We start from the raw sequence: 14,253 nt of genomic DNA, 5'->3' as shown, positions 1-14,253 counted from the left end.
GTGCGGTACCTGACATAGGGTTGGGTGGCGGCACGCATGACATAGAGGGCATAGCCATGAAAGAGAATACTCATCCGAATTACGTAGCGATCGACGCCACTTGCAGCTGTGGCAACGTCATCCAGACGCGTTCCACGCTGGGCAAACCGCTGAGCTTGGACGTCTGCTCCGAATGCCACCCGTTCTACACCGGCAAGCAGAAAGTGCTTGATGCGGGTGGTCGTATCGATCGCTTCAAGCAGCGTTTTGGCGTTTTCGGTTCCAAGTAATCGTCACGCTGAGACAGGCCTAATGTGCTGTCGAACGTTGTTGAAAAAAGCGCCTTTTTCGGGCGCTTTTTTTATGGCGGCTGTTTTGGCGTTGCCCGCATTCGCGGCTTGCCCGGCGCCGGACCGCAGTACCGAAGCGCGTGTCGCGCGCATCGTCGATGGCGACACGGTGCGCCTGGTGGATGGCCGCAGCGTTCGGTTGATTGGCATCGATACCCCTGAAATGGGCCGAAAAGGGCGAACGGACGAGCCATTCGCGGTGGCCGCTCGGGACCGGCTCGCGGTGCTGGTGACGGCGAATGGTGGGCGCGTGTCGCTGGTTTATGGCGCTGAGCGCCAGGACCGATATGGTCGGGTGCTCGCCCATCTCTATGACCAAAAAGGGCGCAATCTCGAGGAGATTTTGTTAAGTGAGGGGTTCGGGCGAATGGTGGCCATCGCACCGAACACGGCGTTGACGACCTGTCACCTTGCCGCAGAGCAGGTGGCTCGTAAGACCAAAGCTGGGCTTTGGCGGGATCAACAGGTCATTTCGCCTTCGGCGATCAGTCGCGGGGGCTTTGCTCTGGTGAAGGGGCAGGTAACCCGTTTTGATCGCAATGGCGGCGGCGTCTGGCTCGAAATGGGCGGCGAATTGGTTTTGAACGTACCGCGCGAATCCATCGACCGCTTTGGCGTGAAGTCATTGGCGGAGATGAAAGGCAAAACGATCGAAGTACGTGGCTGGGTGGTGGATCGTTCACGAAGCGGTGTCCGCAAGGGGCAGGCTCGTTGGATGCTGCGGCTGACTGACCCGGGAATGATCGTCGTGCTCGATTGAGCATGCGCTAGCACGTCCATGAGCCCGGGACATGTCTTAGCGTTCGAGCATCGTCACATAGTGATCTACCACTGCGGCGAGCCGCAGTGGTGCCTATGCAGAGGCGTTGCTTGTAGCGTCAGAGTCAGGGGCGTATCCTCGGCGGTCCTGTTACGTACCGGCTAGGGTCGATCACTGCGATCTGCGCTCTGTTCGCGGCTAAGTTCTCGCGGCGGCGCGGTTCGTCATACATCGGGACACGCCCCGGCTCCTCAAAACCAAGAACAGCGGAATGCTCCCATGTCTGACCTCAAAACTGCTGCGCTCGAATATCACGCCAACCCGCGGCCAGGGAAACTCAGCGTCGAGCTGACCAAGCCCACTGCCACGGCACGCGACCTGTCTCTGGCCTACAGCCCAGGCGTTGCCGAGCCGGTGCGTGAAATCGCTCGTGATCCAGAACTCGCCTACCGTTACACCGCCAAGGGCAACCTCGTCGCGGTAATCTCCGACGGTTCGGCGATTCTCGGCCTGGGTGATCTGGGGCCTTTGGCGTCGAAGCCTGTTATGGAAGGCAAGGGAGTTCTGTTCAAGCGCTTCGCCGGCATCGATGTATTCGACATCGAAGTCGACGCGGAAAGCCCGCAGGCGTTCATCGATACCGTCAAGCGGATCTCCATCACGTTCGGCGGCATCAATCTCGAAGACATCAAGGCGCCGGAATGCTTCGAGATCGAGCGTACGCTGATCGAGCAATGCGACATTCCGGTTTTCCATGATGACCAGCACGGTACGGCGATCGTTACTGCCGCCGGCATGCTGAACGCGTTGGAAATCGCCGGCAAAACGCTGGAGTCGGCCAAGATCGTTTGCCTCGGCGCAGGTGCTGCTGCGATCTCCTGCATGAAGCTTCTGATCAGCATGGGTGCGCGCGTCGAAAACATCTTCATGATCGACCGCAAGGGTGTCATCCACTCCGGGCGCGACGATCTGAATCAGTACAAAGCGGTCTTCGCGACCGAAACGGAAAAGCGCACGTTGTCCGACGCCCTCGACGGCGCCGATGTGTTCGTCGGGCTGTCCGGTCCGAACCTGTTGAGCCCAGAAGATCTCAAGCGCATGGCGGCCAACCCGATCGTGTTCGCCTGCTCCAACCCTGATCCGGAGATCAAGCCGGAACTGGCGCACCAGACACGCGATGACGTCATCATGGCGACTGGGCGTTCCGACTACCCGAATCAGGTCAACAACGTTCTCGGCTTCCCGTTCATCTTCCGCGGTGCGCTCGATGTGCGGGCTACGCGTATCAATGAGGAGATGAAAATCGCTGCAGCTCAGGCGCTTCGTGAACTCGCCAAATTGCCGGTTCCACAGGAAGTGTGCGACGCCTATGGCGGTATCTCGCTGGCATTCGGCCGTGAATACATCATTCCGAAGCCGATGGATGCGCGCTTGATCAATGTCATCTGCGATGCGGTGGCAAAGGCAGCTATCGAATCGGGTGTAGCCACCCTTCCTTATCCGGCGAATTACCCGTTGAACTCGGTCGACGACGTATTCGGTCGCTAAGCGAGTACCGCGTTGTACGCGTGATGCGCTTAGCGCGAACGCGATGATGGAAAGTAGCCTGCGGCGATGCACCGACCACCGCTAGTGGAACGGTTGAGGTAGCCAGGCAATCAAGGCCTGAGTTCGGTATTCGCCGGACTCAGGCTTTTTTGTGGTTTATTCACGGGATGCAAGGAAAGACAGATATGTAGGTTGATTGCCTGCGTAGTGGCGTGATTCACCATTCATCACGCGTCCCCAGTGATCGGGTCGCCTGCTGTAAACGGTGGCAGCCCTTCGGGATTCCACCCCGCAGCCGGGCGATCGAAGTTGTCAGGGCGCTATGGAAGGGTCTGTCGGTTCCTAATCGCCCATAAATGGGCTGCTACGATGGAGCCCGCTCTGCCCGATCCCTGTAGGAGCCCATTTATAGGCGATCTAGGATCAGGCAGTACGAGACGTTCGGTTTATCCCTGTCGCCCGGAAACCAACCGTCGTATGTCGGTTTCTACAGAGGCCCTATCTTTCCCCTGAAAACGCTCGGCCACGAGAAAGCCCCGCTGTAACGACGCGGGGCTTTACGTAGGTGGCGCTTTTCGATGCGATTCGGGTTAGAACAAGTTCATTGGCGCTGCTTCGTCGTCCGCGGGAAGCGGGCTGGAAGGCGCGTTATAACCAGGTTCTACTTCATTCATCGGCGGCGGCGTGTCTTCGCTCTTGAACAGTTCGAAGTAGGCATCGGGCGTTCCAGGTGGTGCTGCGCGCCCGCTACGTGGGTCGACACGCAGGCTGATAATGCCGTCCGGCTCAGGTGCAAGATAGGCTGGCTTGTCCTTCAGCGCTGCTCCCATGTAGCTCATCCAGATCGGTAGCGCGACTGTGCCGCCGAACTCATGACGGCCCAGGCTTTCAGGCTGATCAAAACCACTCCAGACCGTCGTGACATAGTTGCCGTTGAAGCCGGAGAACCAGCTGTCCTTCGAATCATTGGTCGTACCGGTTTTGCCAGCCAGGTCGGTCCGCTCCAGCGCCATGGCGCGTCGTCCGGTGCCTCGCTTGATCACGTCCTGCAGCATGCTCGTCATGATGTAGGCCGTGCGCGGATCGACCACCTGCTCTGCGACCTTAGGTGCTTCATCGTTGGCGGCTTCCTGCTCGTCTCCGGTGATCAACGGCTCCTCTGGCGCGGCGGGAAGCGGCTTCGCCACGGCTTCGACATGGCGTTCATCATCCACTGGTACCCGCGGCGGATTTGCGACGAACAGCGTATCGCCATCCCTATTCTCGATGCGCTCGATAAGGTACGGCGCGACCTTGTACCCGTTGTTAGCGAATACACTCCAGCCGGTGGCGATTTCCATCGGGGTCAGTTCAGCGGTGCCGAGGGCGAGGGAGAGGTTGCGCGGCAGCTGATTGCGGTCGAAGCCAAAGCGCGTCACGTAATCGAGCGCATAATCGATGCCGACCGACTGCAGAACGCGAATTGAGACAAGGTTGCGCGACTTATATAGCGCTTCCCGGAGGCGAATCGGCCCGAGGAACGTATTGTTGTCATTCTTGGGTCGCCAGGCTTCTTGCATGCCTGATTCCTGGAACACGATGGGCGCGTCGTTCACCAGACTTGCAGCCGTATAGCCGCGATCGAGCGCTGCGCTGTAGAGGAATGGTTTGAAGCTCGAGCCAGGCTGGCGTTTGGCTTGAATGGCACGGTTGTAGTTGCTCTGGTCGAACGCAAAGCCGCCAATCAGTGCTCGGATCGCGCCGTTTGCGGGGTCCAGAGAAACCAGTGCGCTTTGCGCCGCGGGAATCTGGGCGAAGGTATAGCCGCCTTCAGCTTGAGGTTGGACGCGGATGAGGTCGCCGACTTTGGCAACGTCTGCCGGGCCGCTTGGGCGTGGGCCAAGACTGTCGGTACCCAGGAATCGTCGTGCCCACTGCATGCTTTCCCACGATACGGCCTGCTCACTGCCATCGCGCAGGAGAACCAAGAGGCCGCTCTTTTCTACTTGGGTGACAATGGCCGGCTCTAGTCCGCCAATGCTGGCGAATTTCGTCAGTTCCTCCTTCCATTCGTCATGCGACTGGCCAGGAAATTGTTTGGCAGGGCCGCGGTAGCCGTGGCGCCTGTCGTACTCGATAAGACCGCTTCGTACGGCGGTGTTTGCCGCGTTTTGCAGATCGCTTGGTACGGTTACGCGCACGCGGAAGCCTTCGGTATAGGCCTCGCTGCCATAGCGCCCCACCATCTCCGCACGCGCCATCTCTGCAACATAAGGCGCGTAGAGTTCGGGCGATTGGTAGTGGTAGCTGGCGCCAACTGGTTCGTTGATTGCCGCCTTGTAGCGTGCTTCGTCGATGCGGCCGAGTTGGCGCATGCGCCCAAGGATCCAGTCACGTCTAGCTTTGCTGCGCTCGGGGTTTACCAGCGGGTTGTAGCGAGAAGGCGCTTTGGGAAGCCCGGCAATCATTGCAAGTTGAGCTAGGCTCAAGTCACGGATGGATTTGCCGTAATAGACCTGGGCCGCCGCCTCGATGCCGTAAGCGCGATGGCCGAGATAAATTTTGTTGACGTAAAGCTCGAGGATCTCGTCCTTGGTGAGTTCGCGCTCGATCTGCAGCGCTAGGAGGATTTCCGTCGCTTTACGGGAAAAGCTACGTTCGCTGGAAAGGAAGAAGTTTTTCGCCACCTGCATGGTGATCGTGCTGCCGCCTGTTTGAATTTCGCCGGTCTTGAGCAATTCCGACGTTGCGCGCAGGAGGCTGGTGGGGTCCACGCCATGGTGGTGATTAAAATTATCGTCCTCGGCGGCAAGCAGGGCACTGATGAAATCCGGCGGAATGTCGGCAAAAGCGACAGGAGACCGGCGCATCTCACCATACTCGGCGATGAGCTTGTCATCCTGGCTGTAGATGCGCAGAGGAATTTGAAGCCGCATCTCGCGGAGTGATTCCACTGAAGGTAGGCCTGGGCTCAGGTACAGGTAGGCACCACTGAAACACAGCAACAGGCCGCAAACCGCGGCGATCAGGGACCACATGACAAACTTCAGAACACGCATCAAGGGTATCGGATTCCACGTTTAGAGAGCGGGCTCGCACTTGCTTATTCAACAAAGCGAAAAGCGGTTCACATTATAGGCGCTTTTTTTGCAAGCAGCCCGTTTGCGCTCCTTTATGGAGTGCTATCTAATGCGGCCCTCACAAGGACCGCCATGAGTATTGGATACACAGGGATTTAATCGTGCTAGGGCTCATAAAGAAAAAGGCGAATACGTTGCTGGGGCTGGATATTAGTTCGACCTCAGTGAAGCTGATTGAGCTCAGCCGCTCTGGCGGGCGCTACCGGGTCGAGGCGTATGCCGTCGAGCCGTTGCCAGCCAATGCGGTCGTTGAGAAGAACATCGCCGAAATGGAGGGTGTCGGCAACGCATTGACGCGAGTGCTGGCGAAGGCAAAAGCCAGCAATCGGTCCGCCGCTGTCGCCGTGGCTGGGTCTGCGGTCATTACCAAAACAATCGAAATGGATGCGGGTCTTTCCGACGACGAAATGGAAACCCAGCTCAAGATCGAAGCGGACCAATACATCCCTTATCCGTTGGAAGAAGTCGCCATCGACTTCGAGGTCCAAGGCCCTACCGCGCGGTCTTCCGAGCGTGTTGAAGTCCTGCTCGCCGCGTGCAGAAAGGAAAACGTCGAGGTTCGTGAGGCTGCGCTGGCCTTGGCCGGGCTGAACGCTCGAGTAGTCGACGTCGAAGCCTATGCGCTCGAGCGCGCCTATGAGTTGCTCGCTCCGCAATTGGAAGGCGACGCCAATCGGATGACGGTTGCCATCGTCGATGTTGGCGCCACGATGACGACGTTGAGTGTTTTGCATAACGGTCGAACCATTTACATGCGTGAGCAGTTGTTCGGTGGGCGCCAGCTCACCGAGGAAATCCAGCGGCGTTACGGGTTATCCAACGAGGAAGCCGGTCTCGCCAAGAAGCAAGGAGGGCTGCCAGACGACTACGACAGTGAAGTACTGACTCCGTTCAAGGATGCCGTCGTCCAGCAGGTTTCCCGATCGCTTCAGTTCTTCTTCGCTGCCGGCCAATTCAACGACGTCGACTGCATCGTGCTCGCGGGTGGTACCGCGTCAATAGGTGGCCTGGATCGTCTGATACAGCAAAAAATTGGCACCACGACTGTCGTCGCCAATCCTTTTCTGGGCATGTCTCTAAGCAGCAAGGTCAATGCCGCCGCCCTGGCCAGTGACGCACCTGCGCTGATGATTGCGTGTGGTCTGGCAATGAGGAGTTTCGACTAATGGCAAGAATTAACCTGCTGCCTTGGCGTGAGCAGCGGAGGGAGGAGCGCAAGAAGCACTTCCTCGCCGCGCTTGGGGCTGTCCTCCTCCTCGCGTTGGGGCTGATATTCGCTGGCGATCAGTACTTCTCCACCGCTATCGAACAGCAGAACGCGCGTAACGACTTTTTAGGGCGTGAAATTGCCGTGCTGGATTCGCGAATCAAGGAGATCAGCGAATTGAAGCAGCGGCGCCAGCAGCTCTTGGAACGGATGAAGATCATCCAGGACTTGCAGGGCAACCGCCCCATCATCGGCCGTGTCTTCGACCAATTGGTACGTACTTTGCCTGATGGTGTTTATTTCACGGATCTCAAGATGACTGGCAAGAACATCGCGATCATCGGAGCTGCCGAGTCGAACAGCCGGGTATCCAATCTTATGCGTAACCTCGATGCGTCCGATTGGCTCACCGCGCCTAACCTTACCGAAGTCAAAGCGGTTACCGCGGGCGCGGTGGATCAGGCCAACGTTTTCCAGCTGACCGTGCAGCAAACGCAGCCTGGCACTGATGCGGAGTCTTCCCAATGAGCCTCGCAGATGCGCTGGAAAGCCTGAAAAAAGTCGATCTCGCGGACCTCGATGTCAATAACCTCGGCTCCTGGCCGCCGGTCGTCAAGGTCATCACCGCAATACTGTTGCTAATCGTAGTGCTGGTGCTGGGCTATAACTTCTACTTGAAAGACATGGAAGTTCAGCTCGATAGCGCCGTCGCGCAAGAGGAAACGCTGAAGGGTCAATTTTCGACCAAGGCTTTCCAAGCGGCAAACCTCGAAGCGTACAAAGCGCAGATGCAGGAGATGGAAACGTCTTTCGGCGAGTTGCTGCGCCAGCTCCCAAGCGACACCGAGGTGCCTGGCCTGCTCGAGGACATTACCCAGACTGGCCTGGGCAGTGGATTGGAGTTCGAGGAAATTAGGTTGCTACCGGAAGCGGCCAAGCAGTTCTACGTCGAGCTTCCGATACAGATCGTGGTGGTGGGCAGTTATCACGATCTCGCGACGTTCGTGAGCGGAGTTTCCAGCCTGCCGCGTATCGTCACGCTGCACGACTTCGCGATAAAGCCCGTCGAGGGAGAGGGTTCCTCCAAACTGCGGATGAGCATCCTGGCCAAGACCTACCGGTACAACGATGAAGGATTGAGCAAATGAAGGTCGGTAGTCTTACGCTGATCGTAGTCAGCGCACTGCTCTTCGGATGCGATGGATCGCGCGATTTTTCCGACCTTCAGGCCTATATGGACCAGGTACGCGCCAAGCCTAAGGGCTCGATAGAACCATTGCCGAAGTTCCAGCCCTACGAAGCGTTCACCTACAGCGCTGCGTCGATGCGTAACCCATTCCAGCCGCCGGTGAAGATCGATTTGGCCAATCGCCAAAAGGGTAGCCAGCGGGTCAAGCCCGATGAAAACCGGGCGAAGCAATTCCTCGAGGGCTTCAACATCGAAGTGTTCGAAATGGTCGGTACGCTTTCCGATACCAAGGGCGTGTTCGCGCTGGTACGCGGGGCGGGAGGCGTTCACCGCGTCAAGGTTGGTGATTATCTAGGCCGCAACGATGGGCGGATCGTTTCCATCAATGAGGGGCAGATCGATGTCGTCGAGATCGTTCCAGATGGGGACGGCGGATGGCTGGAGCGCCCACGAAGCATTTCGCTGAAGGAACGCACCTGAGCGTACAGGACGTATGAACATGAATGATCGATCTGCACGATGGAATTTTAAGATGAAGAGCCTATCGTTGGGTGCGAGCCTTACACTCGCTGCGTTGCTCGTACCTGGGATCACCTGGGCTGCCTCGTTGCAAACGCTCGATGCCGCGTCGTTACCCGGAGACAGGGTCGAGCTCAAACTCAGCTTCGATGAGCCTGTGGCGGTGCCAAAGGGCTATACCATCGAGCAGCCGGCACGTATTGCCCTGGACCTACCGGGGGTAACCAATCAGCTGGGTAGCAAGAATCGCGAATTGGGAATGGGCAACGCGCGCAGCGTAACCGTGGTGGAAACCAAGGACCGCGCCCGTCTTATTGTCAACCTGACGACGATCGCGCCTTACAGCACGCGCGTGGAAGGCAACAACCTTTATGTGTTGATTGGCGACGCCACCGCAGCTGCGGCGCCGGCACTGGCCAATCGCCCAGCGCCGGCGCCGGTGATCGCGCCGACGGCTCCAAATGCGCCGGCGACCGCCCCTAGTCAGGCTCCGCGTCCATACCAGGCTGTGGGGAAGACACTGCGTAATGTCGATTTTCAGCGCGGTCAGCAAGGCGAAGGGAATGTCGTCATCGACCTTTCCGGCGCGGGCGTAACGCCTGATATCCAGGAGCAAGGCGGGCGCATCAGTCTGCGTTTCGCCGGCACTCAGGTTCCGGATACGCTGAAGGTTCGCTTCGACGTCAAGGATTTCGCGACGCCTGTTCAGTTCGTCAGTGTGACCCAGGACGGCGCCGATGCGCGGATCGTCATCGAACCTAGCGGTAACTACGATTACTTGGCTTATCAGGCCGATAACCGACTGACGTTGAGCGTGAAGCCGCTGACGCGGGAAGAAGTCGACCGTCAGCAAGCCGATCGCTTCGTTTATTCCGGGGAGAAATTGTCCCTCAATTTCCAAGATATCGACGTTCGTTCCGTGCTCCAGTTGATCGCCGATTTCACTAACTTGAACTTGGTCGCGAGCGATACGGTGCAGGGCAGCATTACGCTGCGCTTGCAAAACGTACCCTGGGACCAGGCGCTGGACCTGGTCCTGAAAACCAAGGGCCTCGCCAAGCGGCAGGTGGGTAACGTGCTCCTGGTCGCGCCAGCCGAAGAGATTGCGGCGCGCGAACGTCAGGAACTCGAGGCGCAGAAGCAGATTTCTGAGTTGGCACCCTTGCGCCGTGAGCTGATCCAGGTGAATTACGCCAAAGCGGCCGATATCGCGAAGCTGTTTCAGTCGGTGACGGCCAGCGATGCGGGCGGTACTGCGGATGTTCGTGGCTCAGTCACCGTCGATGAACGCACCAACAGCATCATTGCCTATCAAACCCAGGACAAGCTCGATGAGCTGCGCCGCATCGTCAGCCAGCTCGATATTCCGGTGCGTCAGGTCATGATCGAAGCGCGCATCGTCGAAGCGAACGTTGGCTATGAGAAGAGCCTTGGTGTCCGCTGGGGCGGTACTCAAACCTTCGCTAACGGCCGTGGCGCTTTCTACGGTAATGACGATCAGGGCGATGAAGGCGGCAACACCGGCGATGACATTGGTCCGAACGTACCGTTCGTGGATCTCGGCGTCTCCGGTCGTACGTCCGGTTTCGGGATCGGTTATGTCACCGATCACCTGTTGCTCGATCTCGAGCTGACAGCGATGGAGGCCAGCGGTAACGGTGAAGTCGTTTCCCAACCAAAGGTCGTCACTTCGGATAAGGAAACCGCGAAGATCCTCAAGGGCTCGGAAATTCCTTATCAGGAATCCAGTTCGAGCGGCGCGACGTCTGTGACCTTCGTGGAAGCTGCACTCGCCCTCGAGGTCACTCCGCAGATCACCCCGGACAACCGCATCATCATGGAGGTGAAGGTCACCAAGGATGCGCCGGACTTCTCGCGCCTGGTCCAAGACACGCCTACCATCGACAAGAACGAGGTCAACGCCAAGGTGCTGGTCGCGGACGGCGAAACGATCGTAATCGGTGGTGTGTTCTCCAACACGCAAACCAAGTCGGTGGACAAGGTGCCGTTCCTGGGCGACCTGCCTTATATGGGGCGCCTGTTCCGTCGCGACGTGATACAAGACAACAAATCGGAATTGCTGATTTTCCTGACCCCCCGTATCGTCAACGGCCAGGCAGCCACCGTGAGTCGCTAGTACGTGCGTAATTTGTTCTTGGTAGGGCCGATGGGGGCTGGAAAAAGCACCATCGGCCGCATGTTGGCGAAAGAGTTACGGCTGCCGTTCAAAGACTCCGACAAGGAGATCGAGGAACGCACCGGTGCGAATATTCCATGGATTTTCGACGTGGAAGGTGAGGCCGGGTTTCGCGAGCGAGAACATTGCGTGATCACTGAGCTCGCGGCCTCCGACGGCGTGGTGGTGGCGACGGGTGGTGGCGCGGTGTTGCGGGAGGATAACCGTGCCGCACTGAGTCGTGGCGGGTCCGTCATTTACCTGCACGCCACGGTGGATCAGCAGGTCCACAGAACATCGCGGGATCGCAATCGTCCATTGTTGCGCTCACCCAACCCGCGGCAAATCCTGACCGACCTCATGGCTATCCGCGATCCGCTGTACCGGCAGATCGCGGATATCATCATCGAGACTGACGAGCGTCCGCCACGTCAAGTTGTGCAGGAGATCATGGATCGACTACGCGCCCTTTCCCCCCGTTAAAGCCAGCGCCGAAACGCGTTATCCTAGGGCCCTTGTTTCGGGGGCTACATGCAAACACTTCAGGTTGATCTCGGGGAGCGCAGCTACCCCATCCATATCGGGGCGAACCTTTTGGACCGCCCGGATCTGCTCGTACCGCACCTGGTAGGGCGCCAGGTGGCAATCGTGACGAACGAAACCGTTGCGCCTCTTTATCTCGACCGTTTGCATCGCTCGCTGGAGGGGCGACAGGTTCAGCCAATCGTGCTTCCCGATGGCGAGTCTTTCAAAAATTGGGAGACGCTGCAGTCCATCTTCGATGCAATGCTGAGCAATCGCCATGACCGTAAAACCACAGTCATAGCCCTTGGCGGGGGTGTGGTGGGTGATATGGCAGGCTTTGCGGCAGCTTGTTATCAGCGCGGAGTCAATTTCGTCCAGGTGCCGACCACGTTGCTGTCCCAGGTGGATTCCTCTGTTGGAGGAAAAACGGGAATCAACCATCCGCTCGGTAAAAACATGGTAGGTGCCTTCTACCAGCCGAGTCTCGTTCTGATCGATACGTCGACACTGAAGACATTGCCGCGCCGCGAGCTGTCTGCGGGGTTGGCAGAAGTCATCAAATACGGCCTTATCTGCGATGAGCCTTTTCTTGCGTGGCTCGAAGATAATGTGGAGGCCCTGCTGGCATTGGACGACGCATCGCTTACCTATGCCATCGAGCGATCATGTGCCGCAAAAGCGAAGGTGGTCGGTGCCGATGAGCGCGAAACCGGCATTCGTGCCACGCTGAATCTTGGGCATACCTTCGGCCATGCGATCGAAACGCACATGGGCTATGGCGTTTGGTTGCACGGTGAAGCTGTAGGCGCAGGCATGGTCATGGCCCTCGAGATGTCACGCTTGTTGGGCGCGATAAGCACTGCGCAGCGCGACCGTGCAATACGGCTCATTGCCCGGGGCGGTTTGCCCGTCGTTCCCCCGGAGGCGATGACGCCGGACGATTTCCTGGCCCACATGGCCGTCGACAAGAAAGTGTTGGATGGGCGCCTTCGCCTGGTGCTGTTGAAAACATTGGGTGAAGCAATCGTCACCGATGAATACCCCAAGGCGCTTCTTGAAGCGACACTGACCGCGAATTACCACGATATTGCCGAAGAGGCCGGTATCAACCGAGAGTCGAAATGAGCACTTTGCACGCGGAAGAAGCATTCCTCGATCACTACCAATTCAGCCATGACCCGTTTGCCCCCAGGGTTCCGGGTTTCAAATTCTTTCCCGCACAGCGCAAGCCGGTGCTGGGGCAGCTCCATCACCTGGCGCGTTATAGCCAGTTGCTGCTCGTGGTCACGGGTCCGCTCGGCAGTGGCAAGTCACTGTTGCGTCAGGCATTGGTCGCCAGCACTAATAAGCAAGTTGTGCACAGCGTCGTGGTATCGGCGCGCGGAGCAGGGGACGCGGATGGCGTTCTCCGGCAGGTCGCCCAGGGCATGGAGTCATCGCGCCCGGAAGTAAGGGATCTGCTCGATCACGTCAATCAGCGGGCGCTATCGGGGCAAGAGACCTACATCTTGGTCGACGACGCCGAGCAGCTGGAAGATTCCGCGCTGGAGGCGTTGTACGGCCTGGCCGCGGGAACCGAAGAGAGTCGTGCTCATGTCTTTCTGTTCGGCGAGCCTTCCATCGTGTCGCGCCTCGACGCGTTGAGCGGCGGGCAGGAGCGACATCACGTGATCGAATTGCAGCCTTATGAGCTTGCTGAAACCAGTGAATACCTGGCCCAGCGCCTGGAGGGTGCTGGAGCGGGGCTCGACGTATTCTCTGAGGAACATATCGCGGATATTCACCAGCAGTCGCGTGGATGGCCAGGTGTTATCAATCAAGTAGCGCGGGATGCGCTGATCGATGCAATGCTCGCCGAGCGCGGAAGCGACAAGGTTGCTGGGTTGCCTTTCCGGATGCCGAAAAAGCATGTCGTGGCCGCTGGCGTGGTGGTCCTCGCGATTGCCGCGGCGTGGCTGATGCGAAGCGGCCCGTCGGAAACATCGGCACCTGATACTGCGGCCACTCCATCGACCAACGAAGGCGCCGCAGCGCCAAGTGCGTCCCCCGACGGGAATGGCCAGCCGTTACAATTGCCGTTGAACGCGGAGTCGGAACCGGTCGTCCGTCAGCCGCTCGCGGAGGCTGCTGGCCCTGAAGAGCGCGACAATGGTATCGGCGAGATGCTTGCGCCGCCTACGGGTGGCATGCCGTCTGCGCAACGGCCGCCCGTCGTGGACACGTCGGCATCTTCATCGCGTGCCGCTGAAACGCAAGCGCAAGCGCCGCGTCCGGCAGCGCCATCGTCCCAGCCCGCGACTCAGGCTGAAAAGCCCGTTGCTGCGGAGCAGCAGGCCGCACCTCGGCAGGCACCTGCGCAAGCCGCCAATGCGCCGAAGCCAGCCGAACAGCCTGCTCCGAAGAGCGAAGCTGCTGGTTCAGGAAATGCTGCTTGGTACCAGGGAGTTGCAGGATCGCGCTACACATTGCAAATACTGGGAACGCGCTCAGAAGAAAGCGCGAGGGCATTCGTCGCACAGAATGGCGCTGACTACCGTTATTTCCGCAAAATGCTGGAAGGCAAGCCGTTCTACGTAGTCACCTACGGTTCGTTTGCGGACCGCGATGCCGCTCAGGCAGCGCTCAAGTCCTTGCCGGCCAAGGTGCAGTCCGGTAAGCCCTGGCCCAAGACGTTTTCGAGCATCCAGCAGGAAATGGCCCAGGCGCATTAGCAAACCGTTCGTAGTATTTCTTTCATTCTTGCGACATTGGCGTTCAAGTCGTCGTCATAAAAATTTGTGACGGCCTTGGCGCCTATGTACAATGGCCTCCCTTTGCCTGTTCAAAACGTGATTAATAGCGTTTTTTGTCAGGTAAGTGGTTGATCCATTTGAATTATCGC

12 protein-coding genes are annotated in these 14,253 nt (G+C 58.5%); 11 read left to right on the top strand and 1 reads right to left on the bottom strand.

The genetic code is table 11. The features are described 5' to 3' along the window. Nucleotides 1-56 precede the first annotated feature (56 nt). The 3 genes from rpmE (at nt 57) to IEY47_RS13140 (ending at nt 2,637) form a co-directional block, all read left to right on the top strand. Nucleotides 57-269, top strand: coding sequence for a 50S ribosomal protein L31 (gene rpmE / locus IEY47_RS13150; protein WP_188983701.1), 213 nt, complete (start codon nt 57-59; stop codon nt 267-269). A gap of 73 nt (nt 270-342) precedes the next feature. Then, entirely contained in the window at nt 343-1,089 is a 747-nt protein-coding gene (locus tag IEY47_RS13145; protein WP_229779416.1) for a thermonuclease family protein, read from the top strand. Between the two features lie 279 nt (nt 1,090-1,368). Continuing rightward, on the top strand, nt 1,369-2,637 hold the full coding sequence (locus IEY47_RS13140) for a malic enzyme-like NAD(P)-binding protein (protein ID WP_188983699.1): 1,269 nt from the start codon (nt 1,369-1,371) through the stop codon (nt 2,635-2,637). 590 nt (nt 2,638-3,227) lie between these two features. On the opposite strand, the gene IEY47_RS13135 is transcribed toward IEY47_RS13140, so the two are convergent. Continuing rightward, entirely contained in the window at nt 3,228-5,678 is a 2,451-nt protein-coding gene (locus IEY47_RS13135) for a penicillin-binding protein 1A (protein WP_188983698.1), read from the bottom strand. 179 nt (nt 5,679-5,857) lie between these two features. Between IEY47_RS13135 and IEY47_RS13130 the strand changes: the two genes are divergently transcribed. From IEY47_RS13130 to IEY47_RS13095, 8 genes are read left to right on the top strand one after another with little or no spacing between them, the layout of a single operon-like run. Continuing rightward, on the top strand, nt 5,858-6,922 hold the full coding sequence (locus IEY47_RS13130; RefSeq protein ID WP_188983697.1) for a pilus assembly protein PilM: 1,065 nt from the start codon (nt 5,858-5,860) through the stop codon (nt 6,920-6,922). Beyond that, nucleotides 6,922-7,491 carry a type 4a pilus biogenesis protein PilN gene (pilN, locus tag IEY47_RS13125; protein ID WP_188983696.1) on the top strand — a complete coding sequence of 190 codons (570 nt, stop codon included), beginning with the start codon at nt 6,922-6,924 and terminating at the stop codon, nt 7,489-7,491. The genes IEY47_RS13130 and pilN overlap by 1 nt, the downstream gene beginning before the upstream one ends. After that, nucleotides 7,488-8,111 (top strand): type 4a pilus biogenesis protein PilO, encoded by a 624-nt coding sequence (pilO, locus tag IEY47_RS13120; RefSeq protein WP_188983695.1) that lies wholly within the window; start codon nt 7,488-7,490, stop codon nt 8,109-8,111. Before pilN ends, pilO begins: the two co-directional genes overlap by 4 nt. Further along, nucleotides 8,108-8,632: a type 4a pilus biogenesis lipoprotein PilP gene (gene pilP, locus IEY47_RS13115; RefSeq protein WP_188983694.1), complete on the top strand. Its 525-nt coding sequence runs from the start codon at nt 8,108-8,110 to the stop codon at nt 8,630-8,632. Before pilO ends, pilP begins: the two co-directional genes overlap by 4 nt. A 52-nt stretch (nt 8,633-8,684) precedes the next feature. Then, a complete protein-coding gene (locus IEY47_RS13110; protein WP_188983693.1) occupies nt 8,685-10,808 on the top strand; it encodes a type IV pilus secretin PilQ in 2,124 nt (707 codons plus the stop codon). Between the two features lie 3 nt (nt 10,809-10,811). After that, nucleotides 10,812-11,330: a shikimate kinase AroK gene (aroK, locus tag IEY47_RS13105; protein WP_188983692.1), complete on the top strand. Its 519-nt coding sequence runs from the start codon at nt 10,812-10,814 to the stop codon at nt 11,328-11,330. A 48-nt stretch (nt 11,331-11,378) separates the two neighbouring features. Beyond that, nucleotides 11,379-12,497 (top strand): 3-dehydroquinate synthase, encoded by a 1,119-nt coding sequence (aroB, locus tag IEY47_RS13100; protein ID WP_188983691.1) that lies wholly within the window; start codon nt 11,379-11,381, stop codon nt 12,495-12,497. Then, entirely contained in the window at nt 12,494-14,083 is a 1,590-nt protein-coding gene (locus IEY47_RS13095; RefSeq protein ID WP_188983690.1) for an AAA family ATPase, read from the top strand. The genes aroB and IEY47_RS13095 overlap by 4 nt, the downstream gene beginning before the upstream one ends. The last annotated feature ends 170 nt before the right edge of the window (nt 14,084-14,253 follow it).

Origin of the sequence: Pseudomonas matsuisoli (assembly GCF_014647635.1) — a bacterium.
GTDB lineage: Bacteria > Pseudomonadota > Gammaproteobacteria > Pseudomonadales > Pseudomonadaceae > Pseudomonas_P > Pseudomonas_P matsuisoli.
The sequence above is the reverse complement of the archived record's forward strand: the minus strand, read 5'-3'. Positions and strand labels throughout refer to the sequence as shown.

Excerpts from the sequence above, each read along its gene's own strand:
- rpmE (WP_188983701.1), top strand. The coding sequence starts at position 57 with ATGAAAGAGAATACTCATCCGAATTACGTAGCGATCGACGCCACTTGC.
- IEY47_RS13145 (WP_229779416.1), top strand. The coding sequence starts at position 343 with ATGGCGGCTGTTTTGGCGTTGCCCGCATTCGCGGCTTGCCCGGCGCCG.
- IEY47_RS13140 (WP_188983699.1), top strand. The coding sequence starts at position 1,369 with ATGTCTGACCTCAAAACTGCTGCGCTCGAATATCACGCCAACCCGCGG.
- pilN (WP_188983696.1), top strand. The coding sequence starts at position 6,922 with ATGGCAAGAATTAACCTGCTGCCTTGGCGTGAGCAGCGGAGGGAGGAG.
- pilO (WP_188983695.1), top strand. The coding sequence starts at position 7,488 with ATGAGCCTCGCAGATGCGCTGGAAAGCCTGAAAAAAGTCGATCTCGCG.
- pilP (WP_188983694.1), top strand. The coding sequence starts at position 8,108 with ATGAAGGTCGGTAGTCTTACGCTGATCGTAGTCAGCGCACTGCTCTTC.
- IEY47_RS13110 (WP_188983693.1), top strand. The coding sequence starts at position 8,685 with ATGAAGAGCCTATCGTTGGGTGCGAGCCTTACACTCGCTGCGTTGCTC.
- aroB (WP_188983691.1), top strand. The coding sequence starts at position 11,379 with ATGCAAACACTTCAGGTTGATCTCGGGGAGCGCAGCTACCCCATCCAT.
- IEY47_RS13095 (WP_188983690.1), top strand. The coding sequence starts at position 12,494 with ATGAGCACTTTGCACGCGGAAGAAGCATTCCTCGATCACTACCAATTC.